General features: G+C 34.6%; 15 protein-coding genes. 9 read left to right on the forward strand and 6 right to left on the reverse strand.

Annotated features, from left to right (window positions below; genetic code table 11):
* Window positions 1-226 (forward strand): T9SS type B sorting domain-containing protein (locus tag ABDZ97_RS08175; RefSeq protein WP_343786392.1); only part of this gene is annotated, 226 nt, incomplete at its 5' end.
* 560 nt (window positions 227-786) lie between these two features.
* The gene (locus ABDZ97_RS08180) at window positions 787-1,449 is read left to right on the forward strand and encodes a hypothetical protein (RefSeq protein ID WP_343786394.1); all 663 of its coding nucleotides are present in this window, start codon (window positions 787-789) and stop codon (window positions 1,447-1,449) included.
* A 6-nt stretch (window positions 1,450-1,455) separates the two neighbouring features.
* Here ABDZ97_RS08180 and ABDZ97_RS08185 read toward each other — a convergent pair whose 3' ends face one another.
* Both ABDZ97_RS08185 and ABDZ97_RS08190 read right to left on the reverse strand, forming a co-directional pair.
* Entirely contained in the window at window positions 1,456-4,434 is a 2,979-nt protein-coding gene (locus ABDZ97_RS08185) for an NACHT domain-containing protein (protein WP_343786396.1), read from the reverse strand.
* Between the two features lie 51 nt (window positions 4,435-4,485).
* Entirely contained in the window at window positions 4,486-4,683 is a 198-nt protein-coding gene (locus tag ABDZ97_RS08190; protein WP_343786398.1) for a helix-turn-helix domain-containing protein, read from the reverse strand.
* Between the two features lie 103 nt (window positions 4,684-4,786).
* Here ABDZ97_RS08190 and ABDZ97_RS08195 point away from each other — a divergent pair, with 103 nt between their 5' ends.
* Window positions 4,787-5,743, forward strand: coding sequence for a hypothetical protein (locus ABDZ97_RS08195; RefSeq protein ID WP_343786401.1), 957 nt, complete (start codon window positions 4,787-4,789; stop codon window positions 5,741-5,743).
* A gap of 436 nt (window positions 5,744-6,179) precedes the next feature.
* Here the strand turns inward: ABDZ97_RS08195 and ABDZ97_RS08200 are convergent, their stop codons facing one another.
* On the reverse strand, window positions 6,180-6,380 hold the full coding sequence (locus ABDZ97_RS08200) for a hypothetical protein (RefSeq protein ID WP_343786412.1): 201 nt from the start codon (window positions 6,378-6,380) through the stop codon (window positions 6,180-6,182).
* Between the two features lie 47 nt (window positions 6,381-6,427).
* Window positions 6,428-7,009, reverse strand: coding sequence for a DUF6037 family protein (locus ABDZ97_RS08205; RefSeq protein ID WP_343786413.1), 582 nt, complete (start codon window positions 7,007-7,009; stop codon window positions 6,428-6,430).
* A gap of 180 nt (window positions 7,010-7,189) precedes the next feature.
* Between ABDZ97_RS08205 and ABDZ97_RS08210 the strand changes: the two genes are divergently transcribed.
* The 3 genes from ABDZ97_RS08210 to ABDZ97_RS08220 all read left to right on the forward strand — a co-directional run bounded on the left by ABDZ97_RS08210 (window position 7,190) and on the right by ABDZ97_RS08220 (window position 8,620).
* Window positions 7,190-7,939: a hypothetical protein gene (locus ABDZ97_RS08210; protein ID WP_343786415.1), complete on the forward strand. Its 750-nt coding sequence runs from the start codon at window positions 7,190-7,192 to the stop codon at window positions 7,937-7,939.
* An 8-nt stretch (window positions 7,940-7,947) separates the two neighbouring features.
* Window positions 7,948-8,157: a hypothetical protein gene (locus ABDZ97_RS08215; protein WP_343786417.1), complete on the forward strand. Its 210-nt coding sequence runs from the start codon at window positions 7,948-7,950 to the stop codon at window positions 8,155-8,157.
* 259 nt (window positions 8,158-8,416) lie between these two features.
* Window positions 8,417-8,620 carry a hypothetical protein gene (locus ABDZ97_RS08220; RefSeq protein WP_343786419.1) on the forward strand — a complete coding sequence of 68 codons (204 nt, stop codon included), beginning with the start codon at window positions 8,417-8,419 and terminating at the stop codon, window positions 8,618-8,620.
* Window positions 8,621-8,863: 243 nt separating this feature from the next.
* Here ABDZ97_RS08220 and ABDZ97_RS08225 read toward each other — a convergent pair whose 3' ends face one another.
* On the reverse strand, window positions 8,864-9,406 hold the full coding sequence (locus tag ABDZ97_RS08225) for a hypothetical protein (protein ID WP_343786421.1): 543 nt from the start codon (window positions 9,404-9,406) through the stop codon (window positions 8,864-8,866).
* 741 nt (window positions 9,407-10,147) lie between these two features.
* A complete protein-coding gene (locus tag ABDZ97_RS08230) occupies window positions 10,148-10,858 on the reverse strand; it encodes a hypothetical protein (RefSeq protein ID WP_343786423.1) in 711 nt (236 codons plus the stop codon).
* A gap of 238 nt (window positions 10,859-11,096) precedes the next feature.
* Between ABDZ97_RS08230 and ABDZ97_RS08235 the strand changes: the two genes are divergently transcribed.
* From ABDZ97_RS08235 to ABDZ97_RS08245, 3 genes are read left to right on the forward strand one after another with little or no spacing between them, the layout of a single operon-like run.
* Window positions 11,097-11,639 (forward strand): toll/interleukin-1 receptor domain-containing protein, encoded by a 543-nt coding sequence (locus ABDZ97_RS08235; RefSeq protein ID WP_343786425.1) that lies wholly within the window; start codon window positions 11,097-11,099, stop codon window positions 11,637-11,639.
* Between the two features lie 2 nt (window positions 11,640-11,641).
* Window positions 11,642-13,102: an SIR2 family protein gene (locus ABDZ97_RS08240; protein WP_343786428.1), complete on the forward strand. Its 1,461-nt coding sequence runs from the start codon at window positions 11,642-11,644 to the stop codon at window positions 13,100-13,102.
* 3 nt (window positions 13,103-13,105) lie between these two features.
* On the forward strand, window positions 13,106-13,597 hold the full coding sequence (locus ABDZ97_RS08245; RefSeq protein WP_343786430.1) for a TIR domain-containing protein: 492 nt from the start codon (window positions 13,106-13,108) through the stop codon (window positions 13,595-13,597).
* Window positions 13,598-13,604: the final 7 nt, after the last annotated feature.

Raw genomic sequence — 13,604 nt, forward strand, 5'->3', positions numbered from 1 at the left:
TGATTTCTTCGGCATCACGACCAACGTTACGGTAAGCGGAAAGGTCTCTTTATTCAACCGTTGGGGGAACCCCATGCGCGAACTGGAATTTACCACACAACCACAGGTTTTTGAACCCCTCTGGGATGGAACGGATACCTCGGAGGGCGTGTATTTTTATCAACTGGAACTGAACTCCGATACGGAAACGTATAGTTATAGTGGATTTGTGCAGTTGGTGCGTTAACGGTTATTTCCAAGTTAAGGGAATAATTGAATTTTTTTACACTTACTTTTTATACTCTATTTTGGAATACCCCGAATCTTAGGTAATTCATTGTCTAAATTCTTTCTTATTTGCCAAAGTTTTCAGAACTAAGATCTCTGGCATTTTCTGAATTACAATGAAGAACGTAAATTATTTACGCCAACTGATGGTTACCTTTAGTGAAAATAAAAAGAAACTTCGATGAAGCATTTTTACTATCTATCTGATTTAGGTATAGTTTCTTTACCTGATGAAAAAGAAATTAACAAAATACGAACGGACAAAGAACTCCTTTTAATCCTTGATAGCTGTGTTTGTTTAGATATTGTAAATTTCATTAATCATAAGAAAAATGCTCGGGTTGATAAAGCGAAAATTTTCAGCTTAAAAGTTATGTACAAAAGTACAATGTAACATACACCCCAATTTTTGCTCTAACGGAATTATGCTATGATCGATCAAACTATGAAATTGTAGAAGATAAGCTTTGGGATTTTAAAAATAAGGTAGATTTCGCATTTAACTACCCAATAAAGTTGTTGAAAAGGTTTGAGTTCAACTATGAATTAAACTATAAGGTTTTTCCACGAAGAGAATCATTGAAGGGGTCGATTAAACCTTTTACATCAAATCTCAATCTATACTATGAAGGACTTTTAAAAATTCGAGAACTAGCAAGTCAAGGATTGAGTAAAGAATTTTCTGAAAAGAATATAGTTCATTTTATTGATTGGATGGATAGTGATTTGAATGTAATGCTTGGCTTAGAGTTTAGCCTTGCATTGGAGATATTTGGTGGTAATACTAAATTACTAACGATGATTTCTATTGGATCTAATTCAGAACAAACTAAGAAAAGACTATGGGGGACTGCATGGGATTTATTTCATGCTAGAATGAGTTGTAATCGCCCTCAAATATCTCGAATGGTCGGACGAGAAACAGATCCAATATTTGTTACAAAAGACTATGCTCTTTTTAAAATAATGGCTCCTTCTGTTTTACATGGGATAAGGTTTAATTCTACTATGTTTAAAATTACGCAGAGCAACGAGTATCCACATCATTACTCAAGAGAGTTTATGGATAAGTTAAATGAGAAATTACTTCGATTATCGGTAGATAGAGTTTCAGAAAAAATCGATATTGATGATTCAAATGTCTTATCAATCATAAAAAGCCTTGAATCTAATTTAGAGTAATTTTCATTACTTGATTTCTACATCTTTATATTCAATTTCTTCTTTTGTTATACTATCAATTTCCCTGAATAAAGGAATAAAACCTTGGAAATTACGAGGATTTCTATTCTTTAGAATATCTGTTGCAAACTTGTTCTTTGCTCCATTTGATTCTTTGATTTTATATATGTCTTGAATATTAGTTTCCTCTAACATTCCCTCCTTTTCCAATAGTTCTTTTGGGAAATAATGCTCAATGGCAAAATAGTTGTCATTTTGTTCATCTTTTAAATAATACTGCATTTCATGAGGAACTGGTAAGAGCAAAGCATATATGTTTTTTTCTTTATTAATTTTTATTCGTTGAGACCCTTCTACTAAATCAAATTTGGCATTTTTAAGCGTACCTTTAAACTGAGGAATCCCCTCCCTGTCATTATCAAAAATCCCTATAACAATCTGATCTTCTCCCAATAATGCCAATCCCTCGTAAAGAGTCTTAGCTAATTGATTTGCTCCACCATGTTTCTCGCTTCCTCCACCAACTTTAATCTCCCAATAAGGGAACCTACCCGTTAGCACAAAATATGCGTGTTCCAAAATTTTTGCATCAGTTGGTCCTTCGACTAAAAGTTTTACATCTCGATCTGAAAATATATAGTCATACTTACTAAAAAGCTGTCGTTTAGCAGGTTGTAAAAAAGTCTGTATTCTACGGTTTTTATGGAACATAGAATCTTGCGATTTTCTTACTTTCTTAGGTTGTAGTAAGTCCTGTTTTTGCTTTCTAAGATTTGCACTACCTAAGTTATCTATCGCTATTTCGAGTACTTGAGTGTAGAAATCATTTCCGATTGTTTTTACCTTATCAATTACCTCTACCAATCTATCTTCCATAGACAGTCTGTCACTAGACATTGTAACTGCTAGGATTAAAATTTTATATTTAAGTGCATCTAAATATTCATAGCCTTCTAATTTTTCTTTTTCTTCCAGTTCCTTCAGAAGATCGTTTAGTGCTAAATTGAACGGTTCTCGTAAAGTGATAGAGTCGAAATTGTCCATAAATAAAAAGAAGGGAAAAATCGAAAGCATAGGTAAACTCATTTTACTGATAAGTACCTTGTCTGGAAGACTTGAACTCATTTGCTTAAACCCTTCATAAGTTCGTACCATTACTTTCAATGTTTCGATTATCCCTTGCTTCCTAAGATCATCATCAGTAAGATATAATGCTTGAAGTAAATACCCCATTCCATTGGCTGAAGACCAATATTCCTGCATATTTGAACTCCTTTTAACTTTATCGCAAATCTTTTCTAAGAAAGCTGGCATACTTCGAGACATTCCCCCATAAAACACACCTACATACTGCCAATTAACATCAAAGAAATTAGATACAATTTCATCTTCCAAATCACGTCTATTGTAAAAAATTTCTTTGGCTGCAAAATACTCCATATAAGAGTCATGCCTGAACTTAACATATTTACCGTTGTGTAGAGTAAGAAGTCCAGTATGCTCAATTATATAATCAAGTGCAGCTGGGATTTGTTCAATTTTTATCGTTCCTGAAACAGATTTTAGTTTAAGTTTAAAAAAATCAACAAACTCTTGTTTCGTTAGGAGTTCACTATTAGGCTTTTCGATTAATTCTAATGCATAAGTTCTAAGAATATTTTCCTTTATGGTTATATCCAAGAAATCAATAGACTTATCTACCATAGTCCTACCTAAAAGTAAATTACTGAACTTGTCGTAAATATCGTTAAGAGTGGCGGGGATCTCTTGATTATCTGTTTCCTCATAAAGTATAGACATTAAGGAAATATTCAGAGGTGTAATGGGCAATTTTTCAAGGATCTTATTCTCACGCATAGAGTTCATTAATCCTGCTGCTCTATCCCCATTTCCTTCAAAATATCTTTGAGTAAAGCGTTCTATTTGCTCATCATTAAACTTTTGAATAAAGACATCGTGTTTGTTGGGAGTTTCGTTTGTTTTAAACAAAGATTCAAGAGTGTTAGACCTTGTTCCTAAAAATATTAATACTCCCTTTGAAAGAAGTTCTTGAATTTCATCCTTTATCTTTATTTGAAAATTATCCTCAAATTCATCAATACTATCTATCAGAAGAACGAGTTGATAATCTTTTAACAAGTTATCTTTCGTAATGTTGTTAAAATCTTGATTAAGGAAGTTATCTATTACTAAGCTTAACAAACATAAGTCATCTTCCACAAATGCGTTTCTAATACTTATAGAGTCAACAAAAACAGGTAAATAATGCTTGTCAAGTTCATTTTCATTTCTCTTGACTAATTTTCTCCCAAGTTCATTCAATAATCTTGTCTTTCCTGTTCCTGGATCTCCATGGAGTAGCATCAATGAATCATTAACATCTATCGCTTTATCGATACTAACTTTTGTAAATGCCTTTTTCGTAGATTGTTTGTCTTCTGTTCTCAAGAACAAGACTGGTTCAATAAATATTGAAATTAGCTTTTGGTAAGCCGCTTTAAATTCTATTAATTTCTTAATTTGAAACGAATCCTTAATCCCATTTTCAAACCTCTGTTCATAGGATAATAACTCCTGATCTGTGTGTCTCCAATAGTCTTTATAGTTTTCCTCAATTAAGTCAAGGAGGTCATCTATTTCCCAATATTCTATTAAATTTTTAGATTGTAATTTAGCTTCCAAAGAAGCTTTAAATCCACCCGAAATAGTTGATGATGAGATTAAATATATTTTTGTAAAACCTTCAGAAATCTTTGAATTAAGATAATCGGACATTGTACTGACATCACTATTCTTTAACAGTTTTTCAATAGTACAATGATAATAGGTGTTGAACTCACCAGCAGTAGAATCAATTTTAGCACTTAAAGAAGATTCATTTTCTTTGTTTACTGATGTTCTCCCCATTTTGGGAAGTAAGTTCTCAATCAATAATGTTAATTCATATAATGATATTTCGTCAAAATGCTCTCTCTTGCCTGTCATAATTTATTCTTTGGTTTTTACCAATCCTAAATATCCTTAAAATCTTATAGTTCATATATCATTCTCACTCTGAATTAAATCTTTTATATCGACTTGAAGAATATCAGCAATTTTAAACAATACTTCTAAACTAGGTTGTTTTCTGTTTTGCACATAGCCATTAACAATGTTGTAGCTTTTACCTAATTGATCAGCTAGCCAAACTTGTTTAATTCCCTTTTCTTCAAGAACTTCTTTTATTCTATTCATAAACAAGAAATTTCGACAGTAAATATATGTATTATATAATATAAATACCCCGTTTTACAGTGTATTTATTTAAAAAATGTATATTTAATTAAAATCTTTTCAAATGCTAAAGTACCGTGTCTATTTAGAAAATTATTGGGAAACCCAATTTGATGAATTTAATTATGTCGATTACTCACAACATTTCACAGAAGACAAACCGTGCAACATATACATGGTAGGTATTAGACCCCGAGTAATGATAGATCCTAGGTCTTTTGAAGTGATAAATAGTACTGCTATTATGTTAACCTTCATTATTCAATATGACTTAAAAGAGTATGACGAAAAAAGAATAGAAGTTAAGTTGCCAAGGGAGATTAGTGGCACAGCAAATTTGGTGTCTAATAAACCATATTCACGATTTCAAATTACTGATAATAAAGGAGATATATTTGAAGATATCGAGCTTTTAGGAGACTCTGGAATACATGCAAAGGCTTTTTATGTATTAAGGAATAATCTAAGTGATGAAGATGAAATAGCGGAAATTAATGATCTTGAGGTAGTTTATATAGGTCAATCCCTAAAAATGGATAAAACTCTTTCTGCTATGAAAAGATTAGGACATCATCAGAAAGCTCAAAAAGTGTTAGAAAGATGCAATAGGGAATTTATATACAATGAAGTCTATATTTTACTTTGTTCTTTTATTCAGAAGGTCGATCTAATAACAGATTCTGAAGAATTAACAAAAGTAGATGGACAGGATAAATTATTCAAAGCAATTGAAGAATCGAAAAGCTTGGAAGATGAGACTAAGTTTAGAACGGATATTGCTGAAGCTTCTTTAATTGATTATTTTGATACAAAGGATTTTAATAGTGACTTTATCGGGAGTTTTGGCAGGAAAACACATAAGTATTACAAGAAGTTAATTTTAAGCAGTATCTCAGAGGTTACTCTTGAAGTAGATCTTACGAAGCTTTGTTATATGTATTCACAAACAATAAATCGAAAAAACTATCATTCTGTATCTTATGCACCTCATTCTAATTTCCAAAAAACTATATTAAAATAACCCCCGTAACTTCACGGGGGTTGCTAAAGGGTTGCTTTTTTGCTTTCTAATAATACCGACTTAAAGATACTAAGAATTTAACGGAACAGGAGGATACAAAGACCTAAACCAGCTAAAATAGTTGTAAATAAAGGGAATCCGAAACTATAAGATATAAAAAAAGCCTCCAAATAGGAGGCTTAACTTTTAATAGTTGCGGTCTGGACGGGTCCTTGACCTATTTTTTAATGCCTTTTATTTCAACCACTTACATCTTAGTTCTAAAATCAGGTTACCGAATTGGTTACCGATTTCTTTGTTGGATAATGTATTGTTTTAAAGAACTATGATGCAGCAAATTTAATGAAAATCAACATTTTTACATAGATAAAATGCAATAAATTACCACAAATTTTATGATTGATATGCTGGGAATGTTTATGGCTGATTTTCAGCCTTAATCCAGGATGTATTGTTCGATTTCGGCTTCATTAATTCCCGTGTATTCGCTGAACTCTTTTATAGTAACGAACTGGTGCTGATCCTTTTCAAAGTGCTTTCTGATCTTCTGTAACAGCTTTCTGCCGTATCGCTCACTTCTGCCTGTTAATCTTTGTACATCCTTTGGGTATATGCATATTCGTTTAAGCTTACTCATTCATACATTATCCATACTTAATCCATAGCGTTAACATTGCTAATCTATTACTTTAAAAATTCCAATGATTTTTCAGTAGGTACATTGGACCATACTGAGCTAATATTTTCTTGATAGCACTTTTCTCTAACTTTGCTACCGAACAAACGTTCTGTCTTTCTTAAGTTGTCTCCACTTACATGAGTTCTTTCCGAATTTCTCCTCCAAGTTTTAAAATATGGTAAATTTCCTAATTCATCATATGATTTATCGTCTGTTTTTGTATTTCCTAAATGTTCTATTATGTCATTTGTACCTGCTATTTCGACATCTTTTTGTCGCAATAATGAAATGGAGTAATCAAGTGATTCCCAAAGTTGTGTTATGTTATGACTTCCCGTTTGGTCGAGTAAGGTACCTCTAATCGAATAATAAAACTCACTCGGAAGCTTACCGTTAAACTTCCCGTTATCATCTAGAGCAAACATGTAAGCACAATCCTGATTTGAATGTGAGATTAAAAATGTACTTGATTTTTGAAAGTAAAGGCACTTGAACTCTATTGTATGAAATTCAAATGAAAAAAGTAGTTTACTTAATTCTGATGAAATACATAATTCTTCAAGCTTTTTATGGTTTTTGATGATCATATTACAAAGATATTCATTCTAAGGGGTTGTATAGAAGTTCTTTTTCGGAATAAATACACTGTTACTGTTTTATGCGGAACGGGAAATTTTCAAATGTGATGTGTTGCATTGATTTTTGTGTTGTGCACTGGTGTAATGGTCGACCAGAAAACGGACCTGTAATTATCAACAACACGAATTATGGCAAGACAGAAAGGCATAATCAAGTTGGAAGGAAAAATCGGAGATATTTCCTTCTACAAGAGCAAAGACGGTTTCCTTGCAAGAGAAAAAGGAGGTGTTGATGCTGCTCGTATCAAGAATGATCCGGCTTTCGTTCGTACCCGTGAAAATGGTTCCGAATTCGGATCTTCTGCAAGTTCAGGAAAGCTTTTACGCGATTCAATCCGAACTATGATGCAGAATGCATCAGATAGCCGTGTTACGTCTCGTTTGACTAAACTTATGACGCAGATTAAGAACCTGGACGGAACCAGTGCTAGAGGAGAACGAAATGTTGGAGTTGGAATTGCTGTTCCTGCAGCAAAAGCCTTGCTGAAAGGATTCAATTTCAATGACAAGGCTATTCTAGGGTCAATTTTGTTCAATCCTTTTAATGTTGATCCGGGAACGGGTGTAATTACCTTAGATGACCTCATCCCGATCAATGACTTGAATGCTCCTTCAGGGGCTACGCATATCTCATTAAAAGGTGCCTGGGCAAAGGTTGATTTTGCAACTGGAGAAACGGATGTTCAGGAAAGTAACGTGGTAAACTTACCTATTGATGCTACCTCAACAGATGTGGTGTTAACTCCTGTAGCTGCCGCAGCTGGTGCAGGTACTGATCTGTTTCTTTTAATGGTAGAATTCTTTCAGGAAGTAAACGGGAACCAGTACACGCTCAAAAATGGCGCCTATAATGCGTTGAGTATCGTTGAAATTCAATAATCGAAGTTGTGAATAAAGGTAAATCGAAAGATAAATTGAAATCATTCTTCAAGAGATGTGGACAAGATACGCCTCCCTTCTTTAAGAAGTTACGCATTGCAGGATTGGTTGTAGCAGCAGCGTTAAGCGCCCTTGGTGGGTATCTGATCGTTGGAGGAACAGTAGCAACGGCAATGAGCCAGGCTGCTGTTACCGAAGATTCGGATTGCAAAGATTAGATTGTAATGGCAGGTATGCATCACATAGAGAATGATACTATTGCGGGCACAATCGGAGGAACGATTCTGGCCTTACTTCCACAAGTGAACACGTTGGACGTAACCAGGACGATTATACTGGCTGCCGTAGGCGCGGTGGCCAGTTTCTTAGTTACGCAGCTGTGCAAGTGGTTATGGAGCAGAATCAGGAGTAAATTCTCTCGACTACGCTCGAGACAAATGTTTAACCAAGGTCCGAAAGGACAAAAATCAAAAGAACATGACAAAAAGTGAAACTACGGATGTTAGCGTTAAGGTGCGCAGACGTCCACGATTTAAAGCAGGGTCAGATTTATCTGGCAAAGTAAATAAGGTGGGGATTGATATCAATCAAACTGTGGAAGAAGATTCTGACGCGGAATGTTTGGATATTGTTGTGAAATGGGAAACTGATGCTGAGTTGATGGATATTTCCAAATCATAAACCTACATCTTTTGTTTGACTAAAGGGATACTGGAAATGGTATCCCTTTTTTAATGACTTAAAATACAAAACGCCTTAAAATAATGCTTAGGCAACCAAAAGCGGAAAGTGAACCAATAAGGCAAGGTTTTCATCAATAAATACTATCCAACGGTTGGAGATTTTTGATGAAACCGAAGGCTTGACCTTGCCGTTTGGTGAACGGGGCTAATATTGACTAAGGTATATTTTGAGGATTCTTGATCAGAATAATCCTCTTGGACGAGTTTCAGGATGAAGATCAGGTAATTCGTGTACACTAAATTCCTGTTGGGTAAACACTTTTCTTAAGCTGGTATAAAATGTCTTGCCATTATAGCGATAAGGTCTTTTAATCAATTCCCGAATTAATGAAAGATCAAGCTCATTAATTTCTTCATTGATTAAGATATCATCTGCATTAATATCTGGAGTTGAAATATCTTCTCGACAGAAAAATACGGAATCAGTTACTAATGATTGTCCTAGCACTTTAAGAACAGTGATTTTATGACAGGTGTATAAATCCCTATGAGTAGAAGCGTTGAAATTTATCATTTCAGACACTTGATTAATGCTTGGATAGGGAGATTCTTCATCCAATACAAAATGCTTGATTTGTAATCGTTTAATTTTAAAGTCCCATCCCCATGAATTTAGGAAAGTTATCATCTTAAAATAATCGGCTAGGTGGCGATCATCTGAATGACCGTGAATCTCAGGACGTTTGATTTCTGAGGGTCTATATTTTCTTCGTTGAGGTATCAATTTTTTTAATTTACTGGAACAAAGTTAGGAAAAGCTGGTTATACAGCCTTGAGCCAGCGTTGGGTAAAACGAAAGGAAGCCATGTAGTATTACGGAATGGCTGACTGAAGTGTGCGCGCGAGCCGTCCTGCGAGTGGAGCAAGGGTGGAGACAACAGAAGAACCCAGAGGGGGCTGGTTGGATGCTACTGTTTACAGCAGGGCTGGCGGAGTTTTTGACGAGCGTTGGCAAAGGCAAGTGTGTGGGGCTTGGGGTAACAGGTTCCCTGGGAGCCAAAGTGCCACACTCTTGCGTGGGGTGCTGGAAGTGGCTTGCTGTTGGGAGGAACGACTGCCCTGATAAGTATTGTTTAATTATCCTTTAACAATGATTTGAAGTAAAGGAGTGAGGAGCAATAGCAAGCGACTGGAGGCACAGGATAATCAAAAACTGTGATCAGCCCGATTAGCCCGCAGCGACCCGCAGGCGAGCACAAACACTAAGCAGCGTTGACACCCCAATTAATATGCCTGCCTTTGGCAGAACCTTATAAGGGGCTTGGGGTGGCAGAGTAGCTGCGGATGAGGTGCTGACTGAACCACTGAACAAAAGCAACTGAATAGCTTACAAAGGAATTCTGACGATTAAGCGTGATGAGGGATAACTGCAAGGGCGACCGTAGGGAGTTTATATACCCTTGCAGATATGCTTTTGTGATTGGGGTGAAGGCAAACCGAATACCTTATAACCTGTGTGTAGGAATTACTTCACTTGAGTAATAGTGTCTGCTCTAAACGAAAACAAATAAACTCTGTCAAACTTTGTAATTATTTCGGAAAAATCAAATCCACTAAAACTATTGGAGGAAGATTTACTTCCAAAATCAGAGACCATCAGCAACCAGTTTTCTTGAAAAACCTCGTTGTAGTGTTTAATATTACGTTCTTTTTTATCAATTACCCCTCTAAACCAATCATTATCTATTTGTTCAACTAAGTAAGCCCCAAAGTGCTGCCAGTTACTGAATTCCCATGAATTATCTATCCAAATACTATCAATTAGACTGGATATTGCCGGACGATTCATTTTAGACGATATATGAAACTCAAACCCTTTATTTTTCAAGTACACATCTTCTACCAATTCAAATACGTGGTTGATATACTTATCTTCATTTTTTTTGCCGGATTGGAGAGTAATGTTATTAAAGGTAATTAGTACATAAAGTTTCTCACCGTATTTACTTTCAAATATCTTTTGAGCAGCCTTTATGATTTTGTCCTTATGCTCTTCTATCTTTTTAAGATCAGGATTAATCAATCGGGTGTGTTCTATGGATACTAGTCGATTGTCCTTTAATTTGAGTATGAAATCTGGACGTTCGTTATCTTCAATCTTAACAATATCCTCGCTAAAATTTTTATTTGAAATGAAACGTTCTAAATGGCTACGTTCAATTTGTTTTTTATTCATACAATTGACAATATCGTAAGTAATTATCTATAAACAGCCTAACTAGGATCGATTTTTTAAATTGCTTCAATACGTGCGGAAAACCGTTTTGGACAATTAAGCTGACAGTCAGTCATTTAGTCGGAATCAATATGTCATGTTGTCAGTTTTTTACTGTTTACAGTAACAATTTTTAGATTGGCATTTCATTTGTCAACAAATCAATATAAATTTTATTAATAACCAACCCATTACTACTATGGCTATTTTTACTAAACATGAATTTCAGGCTGTTGCCTTGGATATATCAAGAAAGAAAGGGCAACAATTTGTAAATGAGACCCGGACTTTTTCAGAAAGTACTGCTCGAACAAGCGTTTTTCTATCTCACTCTCATCATGACAAAGTTCTTATTGCACAAGCTAAAACTTTTTTTGAAGGTTTAGGTATTGCCGTTTATGTCGATTGGGCTGACAGTACGATGCCGGAACAAACAAATGGTTTGACAGCACAAAAAATTAAGAGACAAATTCAGAAGAATGACAAGTTCGTATTGTTAGCAACCAACAATGCAATTTCTTCTAAATGGTGCAATTGGGAAGTCGGAATTGGTGATACATATAAACTCTTAAGTGATAAAATCTGTATTCTTCCACTTGCTGATAATAGAAATACATGGGAAGGTAACGAATACTTACAAATTTACCCTAGGATAGAAGCCAGTGAGCTTCTTCAGGATTATTTCAAAGTAATTTATCCAGACGGAAGATCCGTTTCAATTAACGATTGGTTAAATAAATGATTATGGCATTTACAACACAACAACAGACGTTTATCAATGAATTTGTCAAGGAGATAAACAACGGAGACGCTGCAATTTTTGCCGGTGCTGGTTTTTCAGCTACCCATGGTTTCGTAAACTGGAAAGAGCTATTGCGCGACCTCGCGGAAGAACTGAATTTGGATATTGATAAAGAACATGATTTACTCTCTATAGCACAATATCACTTGAATAAATTTACTCGAAGTAAGATAAACACCAAAATTATAAATGAATTTACATCTCTTGGTGCCGCCGGGGAGAACCACAAAATATTGGCTCGACTTAACATCGATACATTTTGGACAACAAATTATGACCAACTGATTGAGAGAACATTAGAATCTGAAGGCAAAACGGTTGAGAAGAAGATAAGAAATGCCGATTTTTCTAGAAACATTAAGAAAAGAGATGCAATAGTGTACAAAATGCATGGTGATAAGGATTCTCCTGATGAAGCAATTTTGACAAAGGATGATTTCGAAAGCTATAATGACAAGATGAAATTGTTCTCGATTGCTCTGAGAGGAGAACTGGTATCAAAGACTTTTCTTTTTCTAGGCTTCAGCTTCGACGACCCAAACTTGGAGTATATTTTAGGTAGAGTGAAAGTGTTGTTAAACGGTAATACACCAACTCACTATTGTTTTTTCAAAGAAATTTTAGAAAATGATTTTAATGATCCGGAACTATCACCTGAGCAGAATAAGGAAAATTATTTATATGCCAAAATTAAGCAACAATTGAAGGTTGACAATTTGATACGATATGGTATTCGTGCAATCATGATTGATGATTATCCAGAGATTACATCAATTTTGTCTGAAATTGAAAAAAGAGTGAAGCGAAAGAACATATTTATTTCAGGGGCTGCTAACGATTATTCACCATTCACTGTAGATACAGCCAAAGATCTGATTCATAGCATGAGTTATACCATAGCAGAAAAAGGTTATAAGATAGTTTCAGGGTATGGTTTAGGCATTGGAAGTATTGTAATTAATGGAGCCCTTGATTATAAGATGAACTCTAATTATAGGAACTTAGATGATTTGCTTATTCTTAGGCCTTTCCCACAGATTCAATCAGGTAAAAAGCCCATTTCTGAAGTTTGGACAGAATATCGTAATGACATGATTTCGAAATCTGGAATTGCAATATTTCTTTTTGGAAACAAATTAGTTAAAGATGAAATAGTACTATCAAATGGAATGGAGGAAGAGTTCGAAATTTGTTTAAAACATAATGTTATTCCAATTCCAATTGGTGCAACAGGTTATATTTCAAAATCGTTATGGGAAAGAGTCATGTTAGCATTTGAAACATATTATCCTTCAAATACAGATTTACATGACGCTATCAAAGAACTCGGTAAGGATAGCCTTACTAAAGAAGAGATTATAATGAATACAATTAAAGCAATCAATATTTTACAAAAAATCTAAATCATGGCAAGAAAAGTATTTACAAGTTTTCATTATCATCCAGATAATTGGAGAGCTAATCAAATCCGCAACATGGGCAAGATTGAAGGTAACAGTATTGTTACCTCTAATAAATGGGAAGAAGTTACGAAAGGAGGCAATAAAGCTATTGAAGGGTGGATTGACGACAACATGAGTGGGAAATCTTGTGTAGTTGTATTTGTCGGTGAAAATACGGCTGGAAGAAAGTGGATTAACCATGAAATAGAAAAAGCTTGGAATGATGGACGCGGGTTGGTAGGAATCCATGTACACAATCTGAAAGATAGCAATGGTAATCAATCAAATAAAGGAAACAATCCATTTGATGGTTTTACTGTAAATGGTAAAACACTTTCTTCAATTGTTAAGTGTTATAATCCTCCATATAACATAAGTACAAATGTTTATGATTATATAAAAGAAAACCTTGAAGATTGGATTGAGGAAGCAATTGAAATTAGAAATAAGCATTAAAATAATC

It is taken from the genome of Wandonia haliotis (assembly GCF_039523435.1).
GTDB classification, from domain to species: Bacteria; Bacteroidota; Bacteroidia; order Flavobacteriales_D; family Crocinitomicaceae; genus Wandonia; species Wandonia haliotis.

Bases quoted from the DNA above. Each gene is read 5' to 3' on its own strand.
- ABDZ97_RS08185 (WP_343786396.1), bottom strand. From the start codon at position 4,434: ATGACAGGCAAGAGAGAGCATTTTGACGAAATATCATTATATGAATTA.
- ABDZ97_RS08190 (WP_343786398.1), bottom strand. From the start codon at position 4,683: ATGAATAGAATAAAAGAAGTTCTTGAAGAAAAGGGAATTAAACAAGTT.
- ABDZ97_RS08195 (WP_343786401.1), top strand. From the start codon at position 4,787: ATGCTAAAGTACCGTGTCTATTTAGAAAATTATTGGGAAACCCAATTT.
- ABDZ97_RS08200 (WP_343786412.1), bottom strand. From the start codon at position 6,380: ATGAGTAAGCTTAAACGAATATGCATATACCCAAAGGATGTACAAAGA.
- ABDZ97_RS08205 (WP_343786413.1), bottom strand. From the start codon at position 7,009: ATGATCATCAAAAACCATAAAAAGCTTGAAGAATTATGTATTTCATCA.
- ABDZ97_RS08210 (WP_343786415.1), top strand. From the start codon at position 7,190: ATGGCAAGACAGAAAGGCATAATCAAGTTGGAAGGAAAAATCGGAGAT.
- ABDZ97_RS08220 (WP_343786419.1), top strand. From the start codon at position 8,417: ATGACAAAAAGTGAAACTACGGATGTTAGCGTTAAGGTGCGCAGACGT.
- ABDZ97_RS08230 (WP_343786423.1), bottom strand. From the start codon at position 10,858: ATGAATAAAAAACAAATTGAACGTAGCCATTTAGAACGTTTCATTTCA.
- ABDZ97_RS08235 (WP_343786425.1), top strand. From the start codon at position 11,097: ATGGCTATTTTTACTAAACATGAATTTCAGGCTGTTGCCTTGGATATA.
- ABDZ97_RS08240 (WP_343786428.1), top strand. From the start codon at position 11,642: ATGGCATTTACAACACAACAACAGACGTTTATCAATGAATTTGTCAAG.
- ABDZ97_RS08245 (WP_343786430.1), top strand. From the start codon at position 13,106: ATGGCAAGAAAAGTATTTACAAGTTTTCATTATCATCCAGATAATTGG.